This is a genomic window from Streptomyces sp. NBC_01717, assembly GCF_036248255.1.
GTDB lineage: Bacteria > Actinomycetota > Actinomycetes > Streptomycetales > Streptomycetaceae > Streptomyces.
Map to the genome: position 1 here is coordinate 4,515,217 of NZ_CP109178.1, position 22,541 is coordinate 4,537,757.

A 22,541-nucleotide genomic window follows, 5' to 3' on the forward strand; every position below is an offset into this window, starting at 1 on the left:
CAGCAGGGGCCCATCACGCTCTCACTCGTAAATCGGCGTCTGGAAGAACATGACAAAGACGTTACCCGGTTCCGTCGGCCCCGCACACCAACCTTTCCGCCGCCCCGGCGTCGGCCGGGCCTTCGGCCAGCGCCCGAGGTCAGCCGTTTCCTTCCGGGAATCTCGGCACCCGCCGGCACCCGCCGGCACCCGCCGGTGGTCGCCGCCCGCCCGGGGCAGGTCCAGATGGACGTTACTGGGCCGCCGCGGGCGTTGTCAGTGGTCGCGAGCACACTGACGGCTGGGCCCACTCCACCGGCGGGCCGGGCCGTCTGTGGGCCGTCCGAGGGCGGCCGACGACGACGGACAACGACAGCTACCGACCGCTCTCGCCCTGCTCAGCGACGGTCCGGTAGGTCCCGCCGCAGGTGCCAATTCCCGAAGGTAAGTTGAGCAACTCCAGAGCTTCGGCACAGGATGGCGGTCATGACACAGGGACGACCGCTGCTCAACCGCCGCCTCGCCGAATTCGGCACGACGATCTTCGCGGAGATGTCGGCGCTGGCCGTACGAACCGGCTCCATCAACCTCGGTCAGGGCTTCCCCGACACCGACGGCCCAGAAGAGATCCGGGAGGCCGCGGTCCGCGCACTGCGCGCCGGACACGGCAACCAGTACCCGCCGGGCCCCGGGGTTCCCGAGCTGCGCACCGCGATCGCCGCCCATCAGCAGCGGCGGTACGCGCTCACGTACGACCCCGACTCCGAAGTTCTCGTCACGGCGGGCGCCACCGAAGCCATCGCCGCCACCCTGCTCGCCCTCGTGGAACCCGGCGACGAGGTCATCGCCCTGGAGCCGTACTACGACTCGTACGCCGCCTGCATCGCCATGGCGGGCGGCGCCCGCGTCCCGGTCACTCTGCACCCGGACGCGGAGAGCGGTACGTACCGGCTCGACCTCGACGAGCTGCGCGCCGCCGTCACCCCCCGCACCCGGCTGATCCTCCTCAACACCCCGCACAACCCCACCGGCACCGTCCTGACCCGCGAGGAGCTGACGGCGATCGCCGAACTCGCCTGCGAGCGGGACCTGCTCGTCGTCACCGACGAGGTGTACGAGCACCTGGTCTTCGAGGGGGAACACCTGCCGATCGCCGGGTTCCCCGGAATGCGCGAGCGGACCGTGACCATCGGTTCGGCGGGCAAGACGTTCTCGTTCACCGGGTGGAAGGTGGGCTGGGTGACCGCGAGCCCCGGGCTGGTGACGGCGGTCCGCTCGGCCAAGCAGTTCCTGACGTACGTCTCCGCGGGCCCGTTCCAGTACGCCGTCGCCGAGGCGCTGACCCTCCCCGACAGCTACTTCGAGGGGCTGCGCGCGGATCTGCGGGCCAAACGGGATCTGTTGAGCGGCGGGCTCGCCGAGGCCGGTTTCGAGGTGTACCGGCCGGCCGGGACGTACTTCGTCACCACCGACATCCGCCCGCTCGGCGGCGGGACCGACGGCTTCGCCTTCTGCCGCGCGCTGCCCGAGCGGTGCGGGGTCGTCGCCATCCCCAATGCGGTGTTCTACGACGATCAGGAGGCCGGCCGCAGCAAGGTCCGATTCGCCTTCTGCAAACGCGAGGACGTCCTGCGTGAGGCCGTTTCACGGCTCAAGGGCCTGTAGCCCCAGAGGAATTCACCATGCCGGAGCTCGCCTCCGTCCGGCGTGCGGAGCGACAGAAGCCCGGCCGGAGGCGGCGGTCGTGGTGACCGTCGCCCTGGCCGGGCTGTCGTGCGCAGGCGCTCCGGATCAGGCGCTCGGCGCCGCGTCGTCGCCGTCGGTCTTCTTCTCGGCCGGCTCCAGGCCGAGACGCTCCAGCAGCCACTTGTCGAACTCGATCGAGGCCCGCACCCAGCTGACCGTCGACGAGACGAAGTGCTCCAGGCTGACGCCCGTACCGATGAGCATCTGCGCCTCACCGATCAGACGGACCGAGGTCTCGGTGTCCTCGGCGCCTTCCTCGGCCTCGTGGACGTGCGTGTAGACCTTCGGCCACAGCGTGCGACGGTTCCAGTCGTCGATGGCGTCGAGGAGGACCGGGCGCTGGTCCATGGCGTGGGGACGGTCGTAGAACGTACGCACCGAGAAGACCTGCTGCTCGTCCTCACCACGGAACATGAAGTACGTGCGGAACTCTTCCCACGGCGCCGCGAGGTCGCCCTCGTCGTCGACGACGTACTTCAGCTCCATCTGCTCGAGGAGCTGCTTGACGAGGTCCTGGTCAGGGACGACGGGGCCCTCCGGTCCTGCCGCCTGCGGTTCGGGCTGGCCCCCGAAATTCGGAATCGAGGACGGGTCGATGCTCACCGTGAATATCCCTTCGTACGGTTGCCGCCATCCTCCCCCATGGCAGGCGGGGGATGGCAACCCCCAGCTGGGCCGATCAGCTACAGGCTGACACGATCCGGCCCGCGCGGTGCCCCGGGGGTGCCGGTCCGGAGGGGGGAATGTCATGGATGGAACACCCGGACGGACTCACGAGGGCCCGGACAGTCGTGTACGAGGACGGGGGACACCGCCCTCGTACACGTCAGCCCGTTCGGCGTGCGACGCCCGCCGGGTCCGTCACCGCACGGCGCCCACGATCAGGCCGGCCTCCTCGTCCTCCCCGAACACGTCCACCCGTACGGTGTCCCCGTCCCTGACCTCGCCCGCGAGGATCTCCTTCGCGAGCCGGTCACCGATCGCGGTCTGGATCAGGCGACGCAGCGGCCGCGCCCCGTACGCCGGGTCGTTGCCCTCCTTCGCCAGCCAGGCCAGCGCGGCCGGAGTGACGTCGAGGGTGAGCCGCCGGTCGGCCAGCCGCTTGGCGAGCCGGCCGATCTGGAGCGCGGCGATGTGCGCGAGCTCGTCGCCGGAGAGGGCGGAGAAGACCACCAGGTCGTCGAGCCGGTTGAGGAACTCCGGCTTGAACGAGGCGCGTACGACGTCCAGAACCCGCGCCTTCTTCTCCTCCGGCTTCATCAACGGATCGACCAGGAACTGGCTGCCCAGGTTCGACGTCAGGACCAGGATGGTGTTTCGGAAGTCCACCGTCCGGCCCTGGCCGTCGGTGAGCCGGCCGTCGTCGAGCACCTGGAGCAGGATGTCGAAGACCTCGGGGTGGGCCTTTTCCACCTCGTCCAGCAGGATGACGCTGTACGGACGGCGGCGGACCGCCTCCGTGAGCTGGCCGCCCTCCTCGTACCCCACATAGCCGGGCGGGGCACCGACCAGCCGGGCGACGCTGTGCTTCTCGCCGTACTCGCTCATGTCGATGCGGACCATGGCCCGCTCGTCGTCGAACAGGAAGTCGGCGAGCGCCTTCGCCAGTTCGGTCTTGCCGACACCGGTCGGACCGAGGAAGAGGAACGATCCGGTGGGCCGGTCCGGGTCGGCGATACCGGCCCTGGTGCGGCGTACCGCATCCGACACCGCCTGCACGGCCTCGGCCTGGCCGATCAGCCGCCTGCCCAGCTCCTCCTCCATGCGCAGCAGCTTCTGCGTCTCGCCCTCCAGGAGCCGGCCGGCCGGGATGCCGGTCCAGGCGCCGACCACATCGGCGATGTCGTCCGGGCCGACCTCCTCCTTGACCATGGTGTCCTTGGCGGCCTCCTGCTCCGCCTCGTCGGCCTCCGCGAGCTCCCGTTCCAGGCCCGGGATCTCCCCGTACAGCAGCTTGGAGGCGGTGTCGAAGTCGCCGTCGCGCTGGGCGCGTTCGGCCTGGCCGCGCAGGTCGTCGAGGCGCTCCTTCAGCTCACCGACGCGGTTGAGGCTCTGCTTCTCCTTCTCCCAGCGGGCGGTGAGGCCGCGCAGCTCCTCCTCCTTGTCGGCGAGGTCGCGGCGGAGCTTCTCCAGACGCTGGACGGAAGCGGCATCGGTCTCGTTCTTCAGTGCCAGCTCCTCCATCCGCAGGCGGTCGACGGCGCGCTGGAGTTCGTCGATCTCGACGGGCGAGGAGTCGATCTCCATGCGCAGCCGGGACGCCGCCTCGTCGACCAGGTCGATGGCCTTGTCGGGAAGGAAGCGGGAGGTGATGTAGCGGTCGGACAGGGTCGCGGCGGCGACCAGCGCGGAGTCCGCGATCTGCACCTTGTGGTGTGCCTCGTACCGTCCCTTGAGCCCGCGCAGGATCGCGATGGTGTCCTCGACGGACGGTTCGGCGACCAGAACCTGCTGGAAGCGGCGCTCCAGCGCGGCGTCCTTCTCGATGCGCTCGCGGTACTCGTCGAGCGTCGTCGCGCCGACCATCCGCAGCTCACCACGGGCCAGCATGGGCTTGAGCATGTTGCCGGCGTCCATGGCGGAGTCCCCGCCCGCCCCGGCGCCCACGACGGTGTGCAGCTCGTCGATGAACGTGATGATCTGCCCGTCGCTCTCCTTGATCTCGGAGAGGACGGACTTCAGCCGCTCCTCGAACTCACCGCGGTACTTGGCCCCGGCGACCATGGCCCCGAGGTCCAGCGAGACGAGCCGCTTGTTCCTCAGGCTCTCGGGCACGTCGCCCTTGACGATGCGCTGAGCGAGCCCTTCGACGACGGCCGTCTTGCCGACGCCGGGCTCGCCGATGAGCACGGGGTTGTTCTTCGTGCGCCGCGACAGGACCTGCACGACGCGCCGGATCTCGTGGTCACGCCCGATGACGGGGTCGAGCTTGCCCTCGCGCGCGGCCGCCGTGAAGTCGGTGCCGAACTTCTCCAGGGCCTTGTACTGGCCCTCCGGGTCGGGTGTGGTCACCCGGCGCCCTCCCCTGCTCTTCTCGAATGCGTCCAGCAGCTTCTTCGCACTGGCTCCCTGCTGGGTGAGGATCTCACCGGCGCGGCCGCCCTCGGCCGCGATACCGATCAGCAGATGCTCGGTGGAGAGGTAGTCGTCGCCGAGCTCCTTCGCGCGCTGCGCGGCGTCCGCGATGACGGCGAGCAGCTCACGGTTGGGCTGCGGCGGCGCGACGGTCGCCCCGGTGACGCTGGGCAGCGACGCGAGCAGCCGGTCCGTCTGGGTCCGTACGGCGACCTGGTCGGCGTCGACGGCGGCGAGCAGGTCGGTGATGTTCTCGTTGTCCTCGCCCTCCAGCAGAGCGAGCAGCAGATGCCCCGGGGTCAGATCGGCGTGCCCGTCCTTCACGGCCCTGCTGGTGGCCGCATTGATGGCGTCCCGGCTCTTGTTGGTCAGCTCGGCGTCCACGTGCGCTCTCTCCTCCTTGCGGTGGCTGGTCCGTCCACTTCTTTCACGACAACTGACTCAGTCAACGTCCACAAAGTTGAGTCTATTCCACTCAAGGCTGGATCCTGACGAAAACCACCGGACTCCGGCGGCAACCGCCGACAGGAACCCGCTCGTGTCCGAGTCAACCGGCCGGACAACCCCTGCGCCACCGCAGGACCGGGCGACGGCTGCCTACCCTTTGTCCATGGCCGTAGACGTACGCAACCCCAGCCCCGAGTACCTCGCCTTCTGGCGCGAATACCACGTGTGCACCCTGACCACCCTCCGCCCCGACGGCACACCTCACGTGGTGCCGGTCGGTGTGACGTACGACCCCGAGGCCGGGCTCGCGCGCATCATCACCAACAAGAGCAGCAGAAAGGTCGCCCACGTCCTGGCCGCCGGCCCGGACGGGGCACGGGTGGCGGTCTGCCAGGTCGACCGGGGCCGCTGGGCGACGCTGGAGGGCCGCGCGACGATCCGCACGGAACAGGACGTGGTCGAGGACGCCGTACGCCGCTACGCGGAGCGCTACGAGCGCACCCCGGCACCCAACCCGGACCGGGTCGTCATCGAGATCACCCTCGACCGGGCCCTCGGGAGGGGCGCACCGGTCCGCACGGCCTGACCGCCGGCAGCTCCCGGCCGCCCGTCCCCGGACAGCACAGCGGCGCCACCGTGTTCAGGTCACGATGGCGCCGCTGTGTGGGGGAAGTGTCTGAGCGACATGGAACGACGGGGGATCGCTCAGGCACTGCGGGGGGTGGCGGTGATGGTTTCGGGTTCGATCAGCTGGTGGTCACGCTGATCGAGGTTGACGAAGATCATTCCGTACCGGATGGCACAACGAACGGGCTGCGGCGCCCCGCGGGGGCGACGAAGGCATCGGTAGGCGCGGACCTCTTCGTCGTCCTCCAGGACGACGACGATCGGCTCCCCGAGCAGGGTGACCATCAACGAATCGCCATGGCGGGGGAGTGCCGTGAGCAGATCGATGAAGTGCCACCCTGAGCGGTATGCGGAGGCCATCTCCCGCCGGAAAACCCGGTCGTCCGGCGGGATGGTCATGCGCCCGCCAGATTCACCGGGATGGTGTCCCAAGCCAGGTCGGGCGGCGCCACGGCTTGAACCTGCACGCCCGCAGTCTCACTGGGCGTACTGTCCCAAGCCAGGTCCATGGCGCTCAGCGCTCCGAACGTCAGCCCGGCGGAGAAGGCCGCAGCAAGCACCGAGCGAAGCATTTTCTTACCCATAGTCGGCTTCGTCCTCACTTCCAAGGTTTCCTCTCCCCCGCAGAACAAGACGATTGCTCATCCAGGCACGTCAATGCCACAGAAGCGATGCATCATGTTCCTGCTGATTCATGTTCCTGGGGGGTGGAGAATTGACCACAAAAAGCAAAAATGCGACACATCCCCACCCTGTCAGCGCTCTGTGTGACGAGGGGGCACGGCTTTACGCGAGCGCACTGAGCGTGGGCAAGATAGCTCGCACCGAGGTGGGGTCCGCTCCCTGCCTCCTGGAATTCGCGCTGCTTCATCCTGATCCCGATGACGCCACCTGGCTCCGGCCGGTGCCGCCGGCCGCCGCACTGACACAGCGACTGCACCCGATAGAGCGGGAGATCCAGGACCGAAGACGTCTCTCGGTAGAGCTGACTGATGCTTTTGAACCGTTCATGGCTATCAGCGCCCAGACACCGCCGACCACGCATGCGATCACGGTGCTCGAAGGCATCGACCGCATCAATGCGTCCATCGAACTCGCCATGGCCGAGTGCCGGTCGGAAGTACTCACCATCCAGCCGGGTGGCGGTCGCAGCGAGGGCGCCCTCAACATCGCAGTGGAACGCGGGAACATGCTCACCCAGCGTGGCGTAGGCATGCGCTCCCTCTACCAGCACACCGTTCGGCACAGCCACGGAACCCTCAGCTACGCGGCGCGCATGGCCTCGGACAAGGTGGAGATCCGCACCCTCGAAGAGCTCATCGAACGGCTGATGATCTTCGACCACACGGTCGCATTCATCCCTGCCACGGACGACCGGCAAGTGGCGCTGGAGCTAAGACACCCGGGCATGGTGGAGTACCTCGTCAAGGTCTTCGAGCAGTTCTGGCGACGCGCGGTCCCGCTGCAGGAGGAGGTCCCCTACGAACCCACCCCCGAAGGAATCTCCGGCGTACGTCATTCGATCGCGAAGCTGCTGGTGGAGGGCCATGTCGACGAGGCCATCGCCCGCCGTCTCGGCATGAACGTACGCACCTGCCGCGCGCACATCGCCAAGCTCAGTTCCGCGCTCGGCAGCAACAGTCGTGCGCAACTCGGCTACCTCATAGCGCAGTCCGGGATCCTTGAGCAGGATCACTGACCCGCCACGTACATCGCCGCTGCGCAACCACTGTGTGTGTCGGTGTTCGACATGGCGTCCGACCTGCTTCCTTCGTGAAGGCGTGCCGTGACCGCGCAACGGGGGAGAACACAGCCACGACCCCACGACCCTTGTGCTCCCGAGGAGTTCATCACCCCCGACACGGCAACACTCCCCCAATGACTACGCTTCCACCACCGTCAGCTTGTTGCACTGTAAAAAGTGGGGGGCCCTCAGATGGCCGTAGACAGGGAAGTTCCGGTCCACCCGCATGATGCGCGAGAGCTGTGTGACTCCGCGATCCAGCTCTACGCCGAGGCGCTCCGCAAGGGGCGGATCCCACGCGCCGACCTCGCACCAGCCCCGTGCCTCATCGACATGGCCCTGGTCCACCCCGACCCCCGGGACGACGCGTGGATGCGCCCCGTGCCACCGTCCGCCGCCCTGGCACATCTGCTGCAGCCCGTCACCCGCGAGATCCACGAACGGATACGGCGCACCGCGGCCCTCGCGGACTCGCTGGCCCCCCTGGCGTCGGTGGTCAGTGAGGACCCCAACCTCGCCATCACCGTCATCGAGGGAAAGCCACAGATCAGGGCAGCCGTCGGCGACGCGACGGCGGGAGCATCGAGGGAGGTGCTGACGATGCAGCCAGGCAGCACCAGACCCTTCAATCAAATGCCGGAGGCGCTGCCCCGCGCCCTGTCCATGGTCGAGCAAGGGGCCAGCCTGCGACACATCTACCAGCACTCGGCCCGGTACGCTCCCCGACTCAAGGAGTACCTGGCCCAGGTCCCCGCGGACCGCCTCCAGGTACGCACCGTCGAACAGACCGTGGAACGACTGCTCATCTTCGACCGCGCGGTCGCCTTCATTCCCGCAAACGCCACGCGGGACGTCGCCCTGGAGATCCGCCACCCCGCCCTGATCCGCTTCCTGATCCAGATGTACGAGGTCCTGTGGGCGCAGGCCACTCCCCTCACCCAGCAACTGCCCACATCGGCCCCCGGCACCCCCGTCACCGCCGTACAGCGCAGCATCGCGCGCCTCCTGGTCGAAGGCCACGTCGACGACGCGGTGGCCCGCAAGCTGGGCATCAGCGTCCGCACCTGCCGGTCCCACATCGCCAAACTCATGCAGGCACTCGACGCCTCCAGCCGGACCCAACTGGGCGCGCTCATCGTCCGGTCGGGCATCGCTGAGCCGGACGGTGACGTCCGCACCGACGCGGAAGGCCCGCCACCCGTTTCCGGGTGACGGGCCTCGGCCGTCGTACGTACGCCGTAACCGCGCCTATTCCTTCGGCCTCTTCGGCCGCCAGACCACCAACGCACTGGTCTGCTGCACATCCTGATACGGCACCAGATCACGCCGGTACGACGCATGCACCTGCGCCTCGCGCTGCTGCATCGCCGCCGCCGCACCGTCCACTGCCGCGGAGAGTTCGGCGACGCGCTGCTGGAGCGCGGCCACCTGGTTCTCCAGCTCGATGATGCGCTTGATGCCCGCCAGGTTGATGCCCTCGTCCTGCGACAGTTGCTGCACGGTGCGCAGCAGCTCGATGTCGCGGGCCGAGTAGCGCCGGCCGCGGCCGGCCGTGCGGTCCGGGGAGACCAGACCGAGGCGGTCGTACTGGCGCAGTGTCTGCGGATGCAGGCCCGCGAGCTGGGCCGCGATCGAGATCACGTACACCGGTGAGTCATCGGTCAGTTGGTACGGATTACGTCGTCGGCCGTCCACATCATGCTCCCTTCGCGGCCTGGAACAGCTCCGCCCGCGGGTCCTCCCCCGCGGTCGCCTTCCGGTAGGCCTCCAGCGCGTCCTGCGCCTCGGGACCCAGTTCCTTCGGCACGGCCACCTCGACGGTGACCAGCAGGTCGCCCCGGGTGCCGTCCTTGCGTACCGCACCCTTGCCCCGGGCGCGCATCGTACGCCCGTTGGGGGTACCGGCCGGCAGTTTCAGGGTGACCGGGGGGCCGCCGAGCGTGGGGACCTTCACCTCGCCGCCGAGCGCCGCCTCCACGAAGGTGACGGGCACGGTGACCGTGAGGTTGTCGTCCCTGCGGCCGAAGACCGGGTGGGCGTCGACATGGACGACGACGTACAGATCGCCGGCCGGGCCGCCGCGCTCGCCCGGAGCGCCCTTGCCGCGCAGCCGGATCCGCTGGCCGTCGGAGACGCCCGCCGGGATCCTGACCTGCATGGTGCGCGACGAACGCGCCCGTCCACTGCCCTTGCAGACATCGCACGGGTCCTGGGCGATGAGGCCCCGGCCCTTGCAGTCCACGCAGGGATCGGTGAGCGAGAACCCGCCGCCGCTGCCGCGCGACACCTGGCCGGTGCCGACACAGGTCGGGCAGACCCTCGGGGTGCCGTTCTTGTCGCCGGTGCCCGAACACGCCTTGCAGGGCGCCTGGCTGGACATCCGCAGCGGGACCGTGGCCCCGTCGACCGCCTCGGTGAAGCTGAGCGTCACCTCGGACTCGATGTCCTGGCCGCGGCGCGGCTGCACACGTGTCCCCGCACCGCCGCCCCGGTTGAACAGGCCGCCGAAGACATCGCCGAGACCGCCGCCGCCACCGAAACCACCGGGGCCGCCGGCTCCGCCGCCCTGGGTGCCTCCGAAGAGGTCGCCCAGGTCGAAGTTGAAGTTGCCTCCCGCACCGCCGGGACCGGCCCGGAAGCCGCCGTTGCCGAAGAGGGCGCGCGCCTCGTCGTACTCCTTGCGCTTCTTGGAGTCGCCGAGGATGTCATTGGCCTCGGAGATCTCCTTGAAGCGCTCCTCCGCCTTGTCGTCGCCCTTGTTGGCGTCGGGGTGGAACTCGCGGGCGAGCTTGCGGTACGCCTTCTTGATCTCTGCGTCGGTGGCGTCCTTGGGGACGCCGAGAACCTTGTAGTAGTCCTTCTCGACGAAGTCCTTCGTGCTCATCGACGTCCCTCCTTCCGGACGATCGGCCGGGCGACCGGCCCGAGGGCCGGTCGCCGGGGCAGACGGTGGGCCCCTCGGTGGTCGGACGAAATGTCAGACCTCCTCGGTGCCACCGCTCTCCTCGTCGTCTGTCTTCTCTTCCTTCGCCGCCGCAGGGGCCGCCCCCGGCTGGGGTTCGGCCACCGCCACCCGCGCGGGGCGGATGGTGCGCTCGCCGATGCGATACCCCGGCTGGAGGATCGCCACGCAGGTCGTCTCGGTGACGTCCGGCGCGTACGAGTGCATCAGCGCCTCGTGGATCGTCGGGTCGAAGGGCTCGCCCTCCGTGCCGAACTGCTGCAGGCCCAGCTTGGCGACGACCGTCTCGAGTGATTCGGCCACCGACTTGAACCCGCCCACGAGCTCGCCGTGTTCCCTGGCGCGACCGACGTCGTCGAGCACGGGCAGGAGCTCGGACAGGAGACCCGCGACAGCGATCTCCTTGACCGTGACCCGGTCCCGCTCGACGCGGCGGCGGTAGTTCTGGTACTCGGCCTGGAGCCGCTGGAGGTCGCCCGTGCGCTCGGCGAGCGCGGTGCGGACCTGGTCCAGCTGGGCGGTGAGGCCGACTGTCTGTACTGAGTCCCCGGCCGGGGACGCCCCCTCCTCCGAAGAGGGGGCGGCGTCCTTCGGCTCAGCTCCGTCAGGGGTGGCGCCGGAGGGGACGTCAGGCTTCTCCTCGAAGCCCGGAGTCTCCTCGGTCACACCGCACCGCCCTTGGCGTCCCGCTCGTCGTCCACGATCTCGGCGTCGACGACGTCGTCCGCGCCGTCGGCGTGCGCCTGGCCGGGCTGCGGCTCGGCCTGCGGGCCGCCCTCGGCCTGTGCGTTCGCGTACATCGCCTGGCCCAGCTTCTGCGAGACGGCCGCGACCTTCTCGGTGGCGGTACGGATCTCGGCGGTGTCCTCGCCCTTGAGCTTCTCCTTCAGCTCGGTGAGCGCGTCCTCCACCTCCGTCTTCACGTCACCGGGGACCTTGTCCTCGTTGTCCTTGAGGAACTTCTCCGTCTGGTAGACGAGCTGCTCGCCCTGGTTGCGGGACTCGGCGGCCTCGCGACGGCGGTGGTCCTCCTCCGCGTACTGCTCGGCCTCCTCACGCATCCGGTTGACCTCGTCCTTCGGCAGCGAGGAGCCACCGGTGACGGTCATCTTCTGCTCCTTGCCGGTGCCGAGGTCCTTGGCAGCGACGTGCATGATGCCGTTGGCGTCGATGTCGAACGCGACCTCGATCTGCGGGACACCACGCGGGGCCGGCGGCAGACCGGTCAGCTCGAACATGCCGAGCTTCTTGTTGTACGCCGCGATCTCGCGCTCGCCCTGGTAGACCTGGATCTGCACCGACGGCTGGTTGTCCTCGGCCGTCGTGAAGATCTCGGACCGCTTGGTCGGGATCGTGGTGTTGCGCTCGATGAGCTTCGTCATGATGCCGCCCTTGGTCTCGATACCGAGGGACAGCGGCGTGACGTCGAGGAGCAGAACGTCCTTGACCTCACCCTTGAGGACACCGGCCTGGAGCGAGGCACCGATGGCGACGACCTCGTCCGGGTTCACACCCTTGTTGGCCTCCTGGCCACCGGTCAGCTCCTTGACGAGCTCGGCGACGGCCGGCATACGGGTCGAGCCACCGACGAGAACGACGTGGTCGATCTCGGAGAGCTGGATGCCCGCGTCCTTGATGACGTTGTGGAACGGGTTCTTGCAGCGCTCCAGGAGGTCCGCGGTGAGCTGCTGGAACTGGGCGCGCGTGAGCTTCTCGTCCAGGTGCAGCGGGCCCTCGGCGGATGCCGTGATGTAGGGCAGGTTGATCGTGGTCTCCGTGGAGGAGGACAGCTCGATCTTCGCCTTCTCCGCGGCCTCGCGGAGACGCTGGAGAGCCATCTTGTCCTTGGACAGGTCCACACCGTGACCGTTGGCGAACTGCTTCACCAGGTAGTCGACGACGCGCTGGTCCCAGTCGTCACCACCGAGGTGGTTGTCGCCGTTGGTGGCCTTCACCTCGACGACGCCGTCGCCGATCTCCAGGAGCGACACGTCGAAGGTGCCGCCACCGAGGTCGAAGACGAGGATCGTCTGGTCGTCCTTGTCGAGCCCGTACGCCAGTGCGGCGGCGGTCGGCTCGTTGACGATACGCAGGACGTTCAGGCCCGCGATCTCGCCGGCCTCCTTCGTCGCCTGACGCTCGGAGTCGTTGAAGTACGCCGGGACCGTGATCACCGCGTCGGTGACCTTCTCGCCCAGGTACGACTCCGCGTCGCGCTTCAGCTTCTGCAGGATGAAGGCGCTCATCTGCTGCGGGTTGAAGCTCTTGCCGTCGAGGTCGATCTTCCAGTCGGTGCCCATGTGGCGCTTGACCGACCGGATGGTCCTGTCGACGTTGGTCACCGCCTGACGCTTGGCGACCTCGCCGACCAGCACCTCGCCGTTCTTCGCGAAGGCGACGACGGACGGCGTGGTCCTGGCGCCTTCGGCGTTGGTGATGACGGTGGGCTCGCCGCCTTCGAGAACGCTGACGACGGAGTTAGTCGTGCCCAGGTCGATGCCGACCGCACGTGCCATTTCAATTCCTCCAACTGACTACTTGAGTGGATCTGACTCAAGGATGCATGACACCCGCCCCAGAGTCAACAGACCTGAGCGGGGTCGACTCAACTATCGTGCACACACCTCGCGCCACCTGCGGTTTGTCCGAGATGCGAGGGGTGCATATCCGGGCACATATCCAGCGACCACTACCGGCGATCGAGGGTGACACCTACCGACCCGACGGCCCACACGCCCCGCTCCATCATCGCCGCATGGGATCGTTCTGTCACAAAATGCCGCGAGATGCACAAAACCGGCATCCGACCCGTCCAACCCGGCAGGTGTGCACGATGCAGACGCAGATGACGGCGAAGCGCGCGCTGGATCTGGCCCTCGGCTCGGTCCTGCTCGTCCTGGCCGCCCCCCTGCTCGCCGCAGGAGCCGCCGCGCTCGCCGCACGGCGGCCACCCGGCGGCGTACTGACCCGCTCCGTGCGGATCGGCCTGGCCGGCCGGCCCTTCGTACTGCGCACCCTGCGCACCCGCCGACTGCGCCTCGACCTGCTCTCCCGGCTGCCCCATGTCGTACGGGGAGAGCTCTCCCTCGTCGGACCGGAACCGCTCCCCCCGGACGACGAGCGGGCCGGGACCGCCGACGGAACGACCGGCGGCGCCGGGGACGGGCCCGGCGCGCAACACTGGCGGCAGGAACTGAGACCCGGCCTGACCGGCCTGGCCCAGGTCCGCTCCCGCTCCGGGATGCCGTGGGACGAACCGGCCCTGCTCGACCAGCACTACGCCGAGCACCACTGGCTGGGACTCGATCTGACGATCCTGGCGGCGGCGGCCCACATTCCGCTGCGCGCCGCGGTCCGCAGGCTCACCCACCGCGGCAAGGCACACCTGAGCGACACAGATCACCGACTGCGCGGCTACAGCGCGGCGGAATAAGTGGATAGTGTCAGCACAGACTGATTAAGTTACTGCTTAGTAATCGCTTGTACTCCGACACGTCCCACAAGTGCCGGATCCCACCCTCGCAGGCCCGAGGAGCCCCCAAATGCAACTCGCCGCGATCATCGTGTCGCTGGTGCTGACTGTGGTCGGCGTTGCGCTCATCGCCCGAGCCGTCGCGCAGATCTACCGGTTCGTCAAACTCGGACAGCCGGTCCCGGTAGGCAGCCGCACCGACAACCCGAAGCAGCGCACGATCACCCTGGTCAAGGAGTTCCTCGGCCATACCCGGATGAACCGGTGGGGGATCGTAGGCTTCGCGCACTGGTTCGTCGCCATCGGCTTCCTGACGCTGCCGCCGACGCTGCTCCAGGCGTACGGACAGCTCTTCAAGGCCGACTGGGTGCTGCCGATCATCGGTGAATGGCTGCCTTTCGAGCTCTACATCGAGTTCATCGGCCTGATGACGACGGTCGGCATCCTCGTGCTGATCGCCATCCGGCTGCTGAACCTGCCCTCCCGGGCCGGCCGCAAGTCCCGGTTCGCGGGCTCCAAGGCCTGGCAGGCGTACTTCGTCGAGTACGTCATCCTCGTCATCGGCCTGGCGATCCTGACCCTGCGCGGTCTCGAGGGCGCGATCCACCACGTGGAGGGCTACGAAGCCGCGTACTTCGTCTCGTACCCCCTGGTCCTCGCCTTTAAGGGACTCGGCCTCGGCGCGCTGCAGAACCTCATCTACTTCACCGCGATGATCAAGATCGGCACCTCGCTGATCTGGATGATCACGGTCTCGCTCAACACCAACATGGGTGTTGCCTGGCACCGCTTCCTCGCCTTCCCGAACATCTGGTTCAAGCGCAACGCGGACGGCGCGGTCGCGCTCGGCGCGCTGCAGCCGATGACCTCCGGCGGCAAGGAGATCGACTTCGAGGACCCGGGCGAGGACGACGTCTTCGGTGTCTCCCAGGTCGAGCAGTTCTCCTGGAAGGGCATCCTCGACTTCTCCACGTGCACGGAGTGCGGTCGCTGCCAGTCGCAGTGCCCCGCATGGAACACCGGCAAGCCGCTCTCCCCGAAGCTCCTGATCATGTCGCTGCGCGACCACGCGCACGCCAAGGCCCCGTACCTGCTCGCCGGTGGCGGCAAGGACATGGAGGGCAACGAGAAGGCGTCCGAGGAACAGCTGAAGGACGTCCCGGCCGCGGCGCTGGCGGAGGCCGAACGCCCCCTCATCGGCACGGTCGAGGAGAACGGCGTCATCGACCCGGACGTGCTCTGGTCCTGCACCACCTGCGGTGCGTGCGTGGAGCAGTGCCCGGTCGACATCGAGCACATCGACCACATCGTCGACATGCGCCGTTACCAGGTGATGATCGAGTCCGCGTTCCCGTCCGAGGCGGGCACGATGCTCAAGAACCTGGAGAAGAAGGGCAACCCCTGGGGGCTCGCCAAGAAGCAGCGCGTCGAGTGGACCAAGGAGGTCGACTTCGAGGTCCCGATCGTCGGCAAGGACGTCGAGGACCTGTCGGAGATCGACTACCTCTACTGGGTCGGCTGCGCGGGCGCCCTGGAGGACCGGGCCAAGAAGACCACGAAGGCCTTCGCCGAGCTGCTGCACATCGCGGGCGTGAAGTTCGCGATCATGGGTGGCGACGAGAAGTGCACGGGAGACTCGGCCCGCCGCCTGGGCAACGAGCCGCTGTTCCAGCAGCTCGGCCAGGAGAACGTCGCGATGCTGAACATGGCGTTCGGCGAGGACGACGAGGACGAGACGACGAAGAAGCCCAAGTCGTCCAAGAAGATCGTCGCGACCTGCCCGCACTGCTTCAACACCATCGCGAACGAGTACCCGCAGCTCGGTGGCGAGTACGAGGTCATCCACCACACGCAGCTGCTCCAGCACCTGGTGGACGAGGGGAAGCTGATCCCGGTGACCCCGGTCGAGGGCCTGATCACGTACCACGACCCGTGCTACCTGGGCCGGCACAACAAGATCTACACGCCGCCGCGCGAGATCATCGCGAAGGTGCCGGGTCTGCGGAACGAGGAGATGCACCGCCACAAGGAGCGCGGCTTCTGCTGCGGCGCCGGTGGTGCCCGGATGTGGATGGAGGAGCGGATCGGCAAGCGCATCAACAACGAGCGCGTCGACGAAGCCCTCTCCCTCAACCCGGACATCGTCTCCACCGCCTGCCCGTTCTGCCTCGTCATGCTGACCGACTCGGTCAACGGCAAGAAGAACGACGGCAAGGCGAAGGAGTCGGTCCAGGTGGTCGACGTCTCGCAGCTGCTGCTCGACTCGGTGAAGACCCCGGCGGACCCGGCGGGCGAGCCGGAGTCCGAGAGTGCGCCGGAGCCGGAGCCGGTGAAGTAGCTTTCGGCCGCAGGAGGGGCTGACGGGGAACTCCCCGTCAGCCCCTCCTGTCGTTTCCGGCCCCTCCGCCCCCACCGCTTCACAGTGCTGCGGGGCGACGCTTCCGGTGTGCCTCAACCGTCGGCGAGCAGTCGGCCGACGCGGAGAGCGACGGGCCGCCCGGGAGCGGAGCCGGGGCTTTCGGGACGGTTTCGTACAGGGCGGTGCTCGGCCGGAAACGGGAGCCTCCGGGGAGGCCCCGCGCCTCCCCCTCCCGCCGCCACCTCCCGCCCCAGAAATAGTTGCGGCCCCCATACAACCCTCCGGCCCCACCGCGAGTCTCCTGTTCGCCAACTGCAGGGCTACACCTGGGACAACTCCCGGCAAACGCTCGCGGAACGCACCCCATTGACTGCGGATGCCCGCCAGGCATCCCCGCATGCTGCAGGAGAACCCGCATGCAGAAACACCTGCGTATCGCCCTCGCATCGGCCGCCGCGGCCGCGCTGACGGGCGGACTGCTCTCCCTCTCGACGGGCGTGGCCGGCGCCGCCGACTCCGTCCACCACCCCATGGCCGACTTCAACGGCGACCACATCGGTGACGTCGCCTTCTCCGCCGGCTGGGCGACCGTAGGCGGCAAGAAGGACGCCGGCCAGATCGTCGCCCTGTACGGCTCCGCGAACGGCGTGACGTCCACCGCCCGCAAAACGGTCAGCCAGAACACGACCGGCGTGCCCGGCAGCGCCGAGACCGGCGACGCCTTCGGCTGGGTCAGCGCCTACGGCGACTTCAACGCCGACGGGTTCGACGACCTGGCCGTCTCCGCGCACTATGAGGACGTGGACGGCGACACCGACGGCGGCACCGTCGCGATCCTGTGGGGTTCCTCCTCGGGCCTCACCGGCGGCACGACGATCAAGGACCCGGCCGTCTCCTCGCACGACCATTGGGGCCGCACGCTCGCCGCGGGCGACTTCGACAACGACGGCAAGGACGACCTCGCGATCGGTTCCTCGGCGAGCACGATCTACGTCTACAAGGGCGGCATCACCAAGACGGGCACCTCGGGCGGCCGGTACACCGTCAAGCCGCCGATCGAGTCCGGCGGCACCAGCGGTCCGCTCAACCTCACCGCGGGCGACGTGAACGGCGACGGCGCCACCGACCTCGTGGTCGACGGCTACGAGACCACGACCGACTACGGCTGGAACACCAACTACTACGTTCCCGGCACCGCATCCGGCCTGAACGCCTCGTCCGCGAAGGCACTGAAGCCCGGCATCATCACCGCCATCGGCGACGTCAACGGGGACAACTTCGGCGATATCGTGACCGGCCAGGAGTGGGACAAGCCCAAGGACGGCCCGGTGCTGCCCGGCACGGTCGACGGCGGCAAGGTCAACATCACGTACGGCTCCGCGGGCGGCCCCGCCACCACCACGGCCATCAGCCAGGACACCGGCAACGTCCCCGGCGGCTCCGAGCGCGGCGACTACTTCGGCGGCGAGCTGTCCCTCGGCGACATCAACGGCGACGGCTTCCAGGACCTGGTCGTCGGCGCCCCGGGCGAAAACCTGGGCAGCGCCGTGGACACCGGCTCCGTGACGGTCCTGTACGGCTCCGCATCCGGCATCAACACCCAGTCCGGCGGCCAGTTCTTCGCCCAGTCCACGGCCGGCGTCCCCGGCTCGGACGAGTCGAAGGACTACTTCGGCAACGAGGTCAAGCTCACCGACGTCAACGGCGACGGCAAGGCGGACCTGACGATCGGCGCGTACGGCGAGAACGGCGGCAACGGCGCGCTGACCTACCTCCCGTCCAACGGCACCCGCATCACCACGACGGGCGCGCGCTCGCTCTCGACGACGTCGGTGGGCGTGTCCACCGACGCGTACCCGGGACTGGGCGGCAACGCGGCCAACTGACCGGCCGCTTCGCGTTGTCGGGCCCGCACCGTCTCGGTGCGGGCCCCTTCCCTATCGCCACCCACCTCTGGAGCACCATGCGGAAGCGCACCCCTGTCCTGGCGGCAGCGATGCTCACCACGACCGCCCTCCTCAGCTTCCCGGCACCCGCGTTCGCGGCTGCCGCCAAGTACGCCGACGACTTCAACGGCGACGGTTACCGCGACCTGGTGGTGGGTGCCCCCGACGCCACCGTCTCCGGCAAGGCGGAAGCAGGTGCCGTCGTCGTCCTCTATGGTTCGGCAGCGGGTCCCGGTAAGGCCAAGAAGCAGTTGATCTCCCAGGCCACCGCGGGCGTGGTGGGCACCGCGGAGGCGTACGACCGGTTCGGCGAGTCCGTGGCCTCGGCCGACCTGGACGCGGACGGCTACGCGGACCTGCTCGTCGGCTCGCCGTACGAGGATGTGGGCGACGCACGCAACCGGGGCTCGGTCACTGTCCTCTGGGGCAGTTCCCAGGGGCTCAAGACCGGTGTCGCGCTGTCCACGCCGTCCCCGGCCTTCGGCGGTGACGGCTGCTCCTTCGGGACCGGGCTCGCCGCCACCAGCCCCACCGCCACCTCTCGTGCCGTCGTGACCGTGCCGGGCTGGTGTGCCGTGCGGACGCTCAGCGGGCCCGTCAGCCGGACCGGGAAACCCGCTTCGTCCGCACTGCTTGTAGACAACCCGTCCGCCGAGGACGCACTACTGGGCGACCTGGACAACAACGGGCACCCGGACGAAGTGGAGATCTCCGTGGGCCTCGGCGACCACCCGGCGGGCGGTGTGTTCGTCAACCCCCACGACACCCAGACCTACGAGCCGCCGCTCTCCACCGATGGCGACAACGCCACCATCGGTGACGTCAACGGCGACGGGTACCGCGACCTCGTCATCGGAGATCCCGGCGACATGACCATCGACGGCACACCCCAGCCCGGCACCGGCCACCTGGGCGGTCAGATCGCCATCTGGCCCGGCGGCGCGCAGGGCATCGACCCCGCCGCCACGCCGATCCTGATCCACCAGGACACCCCCGGAGTGCCCGGAACCGCCGAGAGCGACGATTCCTTCGGCGCCGATGTGAGCGTCGCCGACATCAATCAGGACGGATACGGCGACATCGCGGTCGGCGTCCCCGGTGAGGACCTCAACGGCACCCGGGACGCGGGCAGCGTGATCGTGATCCCGGGAAGCGCGACCGGTCCCACCGGCGCGGGCTCCACCAGCATCACGCAGAACTCCGCAGGCGTACCCGGAGCCTCCGAGCGCTCCGACAGGTTCGGCGCGACGGTCCGCCTCGCCGACTTCACCAAGGACGGCAGGCCCGATCTCGCCGTCGGCACACCGGGCGAAGTCGCCCCGGGTGCCACCCGCAGCACCGGCGGTGTCTGGGTGTTCAAGGCCTCTTCCACGGGCCTGAGCCTCGCCACGTCCTACAGCATCATGGCCGGCTCCGTGGGTCTGCCCACGACCACGGACACCTCCTGGTCGTCCGTACTCGCTCCGTGACCCCGACACGCCACCCGTTCCCTGGAGAAGCAACTGCCATGCGTCTTCGCACCACCACGGCCCTGGCCGCCCTCGTCGCGGCGGGCCTGACCCCCCTCACCCTGCCCACCACACCTGCCTCCGCCGGTACCACGAAGTACGCGGACGACTTCAACGGCGACGGGTACCGCGACCTCGCGACATCAGCTCCTGACGCCACTGTCAGCGGCGAAGTCGGCGCGGGAGCCATCGTTGTCACCTACGGCTCAGCATCCGGCCTGGCCGCCTCCAGCCGCACGGTGATCAGCCAGAACTCCGCCTCGGTGCCTGGCGCCGCCGAGAAGTCCGACAGCTTCGGATCCAGCCTCGCCTCCGCGGATCTCGATCGCGACGGATACGCAGACCTTGTCGTCGGCGCCGAATACGAGGACGTCGGCACCTACACGGACGCAGGCAGCGTCACCGTTCTGTGGGGCAGCGCATCGGGGCTGTCGGGCGGGGCCACTCTGTCCCCTCCCCGCCGGCGCTTCGACAAGGACCGCAGCGGAATGTCCGTCGCGACCGGCGACTTCGACGGCGATGGCTCGATCGAGGTCATGGCCGCCGGGAACGGCGACCTGTGGCACATGGAAGGCCCGTTCACCCGCTCGGGCACGGCAGCCGATACCGAGTACATCTTCAACGACACCACACGAAACCTCGCCGTCGGTGACATCACCGGCAACGGCAGCGACGAACTCCTCATGCTGGGCGGAATGGCCGACGACGACCTCGGGGGCGAGGTCGCAGTGATGAGCTGGGACTCGGGCGAGTGGCAGAACACAGAGATCGCTGCGGACGGCCTCACCGGAGCCGTCGGCGACATCGACGCGGACGGATATGCAGACGTCGTCCTCGGCCGCGGCGACAAGCACGGCAACGAGGCGAAAGCGGGCATCGCCAAGGGCGGCCAGATCACAGTCCTCCATGGCAGCCCGGCCGGCCTGGGCGCCACGCGCCCCGCACGCACGCTCAGCCAGGCGTCCTCCGGGATTCCCGGCACCGCCGAGACCTGGGACGGATTCGGTGACTCCGTCGCCATGGGCGACATCAACGGCGACGGCTACGCGGATGTTGCCGTGGGGGCCCCGGCCGAGGGCGTCGGTGACCAGCCCGAGGCCGGTGCGGTCACCGTCCTTCGAGGCTCGGCGACCGGTCTGACCACGACGCGCGCGGTCTCCTTCACGCAGAACAGCACGGCGGTCCCGGGCACGGCTGAGAACCTCGACAGCTTCGGCTCGGCAGTACGTCTCGCCGACCTCAACGGCAACGCCAAAGCGGACCTGTCCATCGGCGTCGCGGGCGAGAACGAGGTGGGCGGGATCTGGTACCTGCCCGGCACGTCGACCGGTCTCACGGGCACCAAATCCGTTGGCTGTACCGCCACTTCACTGGGTCTGGCCTCGGCCGGCTTCCCCGCGCTGGGCGAGGACTTCGCCCAACCCCGTTGATCAAATACGTCTCGTACATGACGCATGACCGTCGGCGAGCCCGTCCCGAGTGGTGCACAGCATCCGGGCGGGCTCGTCGCCTTCGGGGATTCAGATGGTTCCCGGCCCTGTCCGGCCAGGCCCAGCGCGTTCTCCCCGCGCGCGCTCGGAGTGCCCTCGGCCGTCGATCCCCTCCGGCACGGATCCGCACTCCCGACCGCCCCGTACACACCCCTCACTGCTGCCCCGGGACACCCTTAGGGGATGTCACAGCTCGGCCGCAAAGCCGGGCCCGATCCTCCGGGCCCGGCACCTCACTGTCCCGGACCAGGTACGTTCGATTACGTGGCTGGATTCAGGATCGGACGCGGCCGGGACAACCGCACCCCGCAGCAAGGGCAACAGCAACCGCGGCAGCAGCCGTACGGCACGCAGGCACCACCGCCGCCGTACGGTCAGCAGCCATGGCCGCCGACGGGAGGCAACGGCACCCCGTACACAGCCGGCCGGCCCGGCGGACATCAGGGCAACGGCGGCTACGGCGGCGCACACGGCGAGCCCGAATACTTCGGCGACCCGTACAACCAGCCCCAGCAGCCCCACCGAGGCGACCCGTACGCCAACAACCCGGGTCACACGCAAGCGTTCAGCATCGACGAGGACCCGTACGGCGACGGCAACACCTACCGCGCCGGCCAGGCCCCCGCCCAGCCCGCAGGCCCCCGCCTGCACTGGAAGGATCTGCTGAGCGGCATCGTGCTGCGCCCCGGCCCGACGTTCTGGCAGATGCGCGACTACCCCGTCTGGGGTCCGGCGCTCATCGTCACGTTCCTCTACGGCCTGCTGGCACTCTTCGGTTTCGACCAGGCCCGCGACGACGCGATCCACGCGACGCTCTCCGCCGCCGTCCCGTACGTCGTCCTCACGGGCGTCGGCTTCGTCATCGGCGGCCTCGTCCTCGGCGCGGTCACCCACACCCTCGCCCGCCAGCTCGGCGGCGACGGCGCCTGGCAGCCGACGGTCGGCCTCTCCATGCTGATCATGTCGATCACGGACGCACCGCGCCTGATATTCGCGCTGTTCCTGGGCGGCGAGAACTCCCTGGTCCAGGTCCTCGGCTGGGTGACCTGGCTGGCCTCGGCCGCACTCTTCACCTCGATGGTCAGCAAGTCGCACGACCTGCCGTGGCCGAAGGCACTGGGCGCATCCGCGATCCAGCTGATCGCCCTTCTGTCGATCATCAAGCTCGGCACGATCTGACGCACCC

The 22,541-nt window shown here is 68.8% G+C and carries 18 protein-coding genes; 10 read left to right on the top strand and 8 right to left on the bottom strand.

Going from position 1 to position 22,541, the window contains the following annotated elements:
* The first annotated feature begins 465 nt into the window (after nt 1-465).
* Nucleotides 466-1,644 carry a pyridoxal phosphate-dependent aminotransferase gene (locus tag OHB49_RS20415; protein ID WP_329162000.1) on the top strand — a complete coding sequence of 393 codons (1,179 nt, stop codon included), beginning with the start codon at nt 466-468 and terminating at the stop codon, nt 1,642-1,644.
* A 126-nt stretch (nt 1,645-1,770) separates the two neighbouring features.
* Here OHB49_RS20415 and OHB49_RS20420 read toward each other — a convergent pair whose 3' ends face one another.
* Both OHB49_RS20420 and clpB read right to left on the bottom strand, forming a co-directional pair.
* On the bottom strand, nt 1,771-2,328 hold the full coding sequence (locus tag OHB49_RS20420) for a YbjN domain-containing protein (protein WP_030929311.1): 558 nt from the start codon (nt 2,326-2,328) through the stop codon (nt 1,771-1,773).
* A gap of 258 nt (nt 2,329-2,586) precedes the next feature.
* Entirely contained in the window at nt 2,587-5,184 is a 2,598-nt protein-coding gene (gene clpB / locus OHB49_RS20425) for an ATP-dependent chaperone ClpB (protein WP_030977693.1), read from the bottom strand.
* Between the two features lie 226 nt (nt 5,185-5,410).
* Here clpB and OHB49_RS20430 point away from each other — a divergent pair, with 226 nt between their 5' ends.
* On the top strand, nt 5,411-5,833 hold the full coding sequence (locus tag OHB49_RS20430) for a pyridoxamine 5'-phosphate oxidase family protein (protein WP_329162001.1): 423 nt from the start codon (nt 5,411-5,413) through the stop codon (nt 5,831-5,833).
* Nucleotides 5,834-5,952: 119 nt separating this feature from the next.
* Here OHB49_RS20430 and OHB49_RS20435 read toward each other — a convergent pair whose 3' ends face one another.
* Both OHB49_RS20435 and OHB49_RS20440 read right to left on the bottom strand, forming a co-directional pair.
* Nucleotides 5,953-6,273, bottom strand: coding sequence for a hypothetical protein (locus OHB49_RS20435; RefSeq protein ID WP_030929305.1), 321 nt, complete (start codon nt 6,271-6,273; stop codon nt 5,953-5,955).
* Nucleotides 6,270-6,458 carry a hypothetical protein gene (locus OHB49_RS20440; protein WP_329162002.1) on the bottom strand — a complete coding sequence of 63 codons (189 nt, stop codon included), beginning with the start codon at nt 6,456-6,458 and terminating at the stop codon, nt 6,270-6,272. The genes OHB49_RS20435 and OHB49_RS20440 overlap by 4 nt, the downstream gene beginning before the upstream one ends.
* 110 nt (nt 6,459-6,568) lie before the next feature.
* Between OHB49_RS20440 and OHB49_RS20445 the strand changes: the two genes are divergently transcribed.
* Complete coding sequence (locus OHB49_RS20445; protein ID WP_329162003.1) at nt 6,569-7,573, top strand: helix-turn-helix transcriptional regulator; 1,005 nt, start codon at nt 6,569-6,571, stop codon at nt 7,571-7,573.
* A 237-nt stretch (nt 7,574-7,810) separates the two neighbouring features.
* Entirely contained in the window at nt 7,811-8,830 is a 1,020-nt protein-coding gene (locus OHB49_RS20450) for a LuxR C-terminal-related transcriptional regulator (protein WP_329162004.1), read from the top strand.
* A gap of 36 nt (nt 8,831-8,866) precedes the next feature.
* On the opposite strand, the gene OHB49_RS20455 is transcribed toward OHB49_RS20450, so the two are convergent.
* From OHB49_RS20455 to dnaK, 4 genes are all read right to left on the bottom strand, one after another.
* Complete coding sequence (locus tag OHB49_RS20455) at nt 8,867-9,313, bottom strand: heat shock protein transcriptional repressor HspR (RefSeq protein WP_329162005.1); 447 nt, start codon at nt 9,311-9,313, stop codon at nt 8,867-8,869.
* 1 nt (nt 9,314) lies between these two features.
* Nucleotides 9,315-10,502: a molecular chaperone DnaJ gene (gene dnaJ / locus OHB49_RS20460; protein ID WP_313938427.1), complete on the bottom strand. Its 1,188-nt coding sequence runs from the start codon at nt 10,500-10,502 to the stop codon at nt 9,315-9,317.
* 93 nt (nt 10,503-10,595) lie between these two features.
* Nucleotides 10,596-11,246 (bottom strand): nucleotide exchange factor GrpE, encoded by a 651-nt coding sequence (gene grpE, locus OHB49_RS20465; protein ID WP_030977678.1) that lies wholly within the window; start codon nt 11,244-11,246, stop codon nt 10,596-10,598.
* Nucleotides 11,243-13,096, bottom strand: a complete 1,854-nt coding sequence (gene dnaK / locus OHB49_RS20470; protein ID WP_329162006.1) for a molecular chaperone DnaK — start codon at nt 13,094-13,096, stop codon at nt 11,243-11,245. Before dnaK ends, grpE begins: the two co-directional genes overlap by 4 nt.
* A 317-nt stretch (nt 13,097-13,413) precedes the next feature.
* Between dnaK and OHB49_RS20475 the strand changes: the two genes are divergently transcribed.
* The 6 genes from OHB49_RS20475 (at nt 13,414) to OHB49_RS20500 (ending at nt 22,534) form a co-directional block, all read left to right on the top strand.
* Nucleotides 13,414-14,013: a sugar transferase gene (locus OHB49_RS20475; RefSeq protein WP_329162007.1), complete on the top strand. Its 600-nt coding sequence runs from the start codon at nt 13,414-13,416 to the stop codon at nt 14,011-14,013.
* Between the two features lie 109 nt (nt 14,014-14,122).
* Nucleotides 14,123-16,390, top strand: a complete 2,268-nt coding sequence (locus OHB49_RS20480) for a (Fe-S)-binding protein (protein ID WP_329162008.1) — start codon at nt 14,123-14,125, stop codon at nt 16,388-16,390.
* A gap of 437 nt (nt 16,391-16,827) precedes the next feature.
* A complete protein-coding gene (locus tag OHB49_RS20485; RefSeq protein WP_329162009.1) occupies nt 16,828-18,297 on the top strand; it encodes an FG-GAP-like repeat-containing protein in 1,470 nt (489 codons plus the stop codon).
* Nucleotides 18,298-18,374: 77 nt separating this feature from the next.
* Nucleotides 18,375-19,826, top strand: a complete 1,452-nt coding sequence (locus tag OHB49_RS20490) for an FG-GAP-like repeat-containing protein (protein ID WP_329162010.1) — start codon at nt 18,375-18,377, stop codon at nt 19,824-19,826.
* A gap of 38 nt (nt 19,827-19,864) precedes the next feature.
* Entirely contained in the window at nt 19,865-21,295 is a 1,431-nt protein-coding gene (locus OHB49_RS20495) for an FG-GAP repeat protein (protein WP_329162011.1), read from the top strand.
* Nucleotides 21,296-21,619: 324 nt separating this feature from the next.
* A complete protein-coding gene (locus OHB49_RS20500; protein WP_329162012.1) occupies nt 21,620-22,534 on the top strand; it encodes a Yip1 family protein in 915 nt (304 codons plus the stop codon).
* The last annotated feature ends 7 nt before the right edge of the window (nt 22,535-22,541 follow it).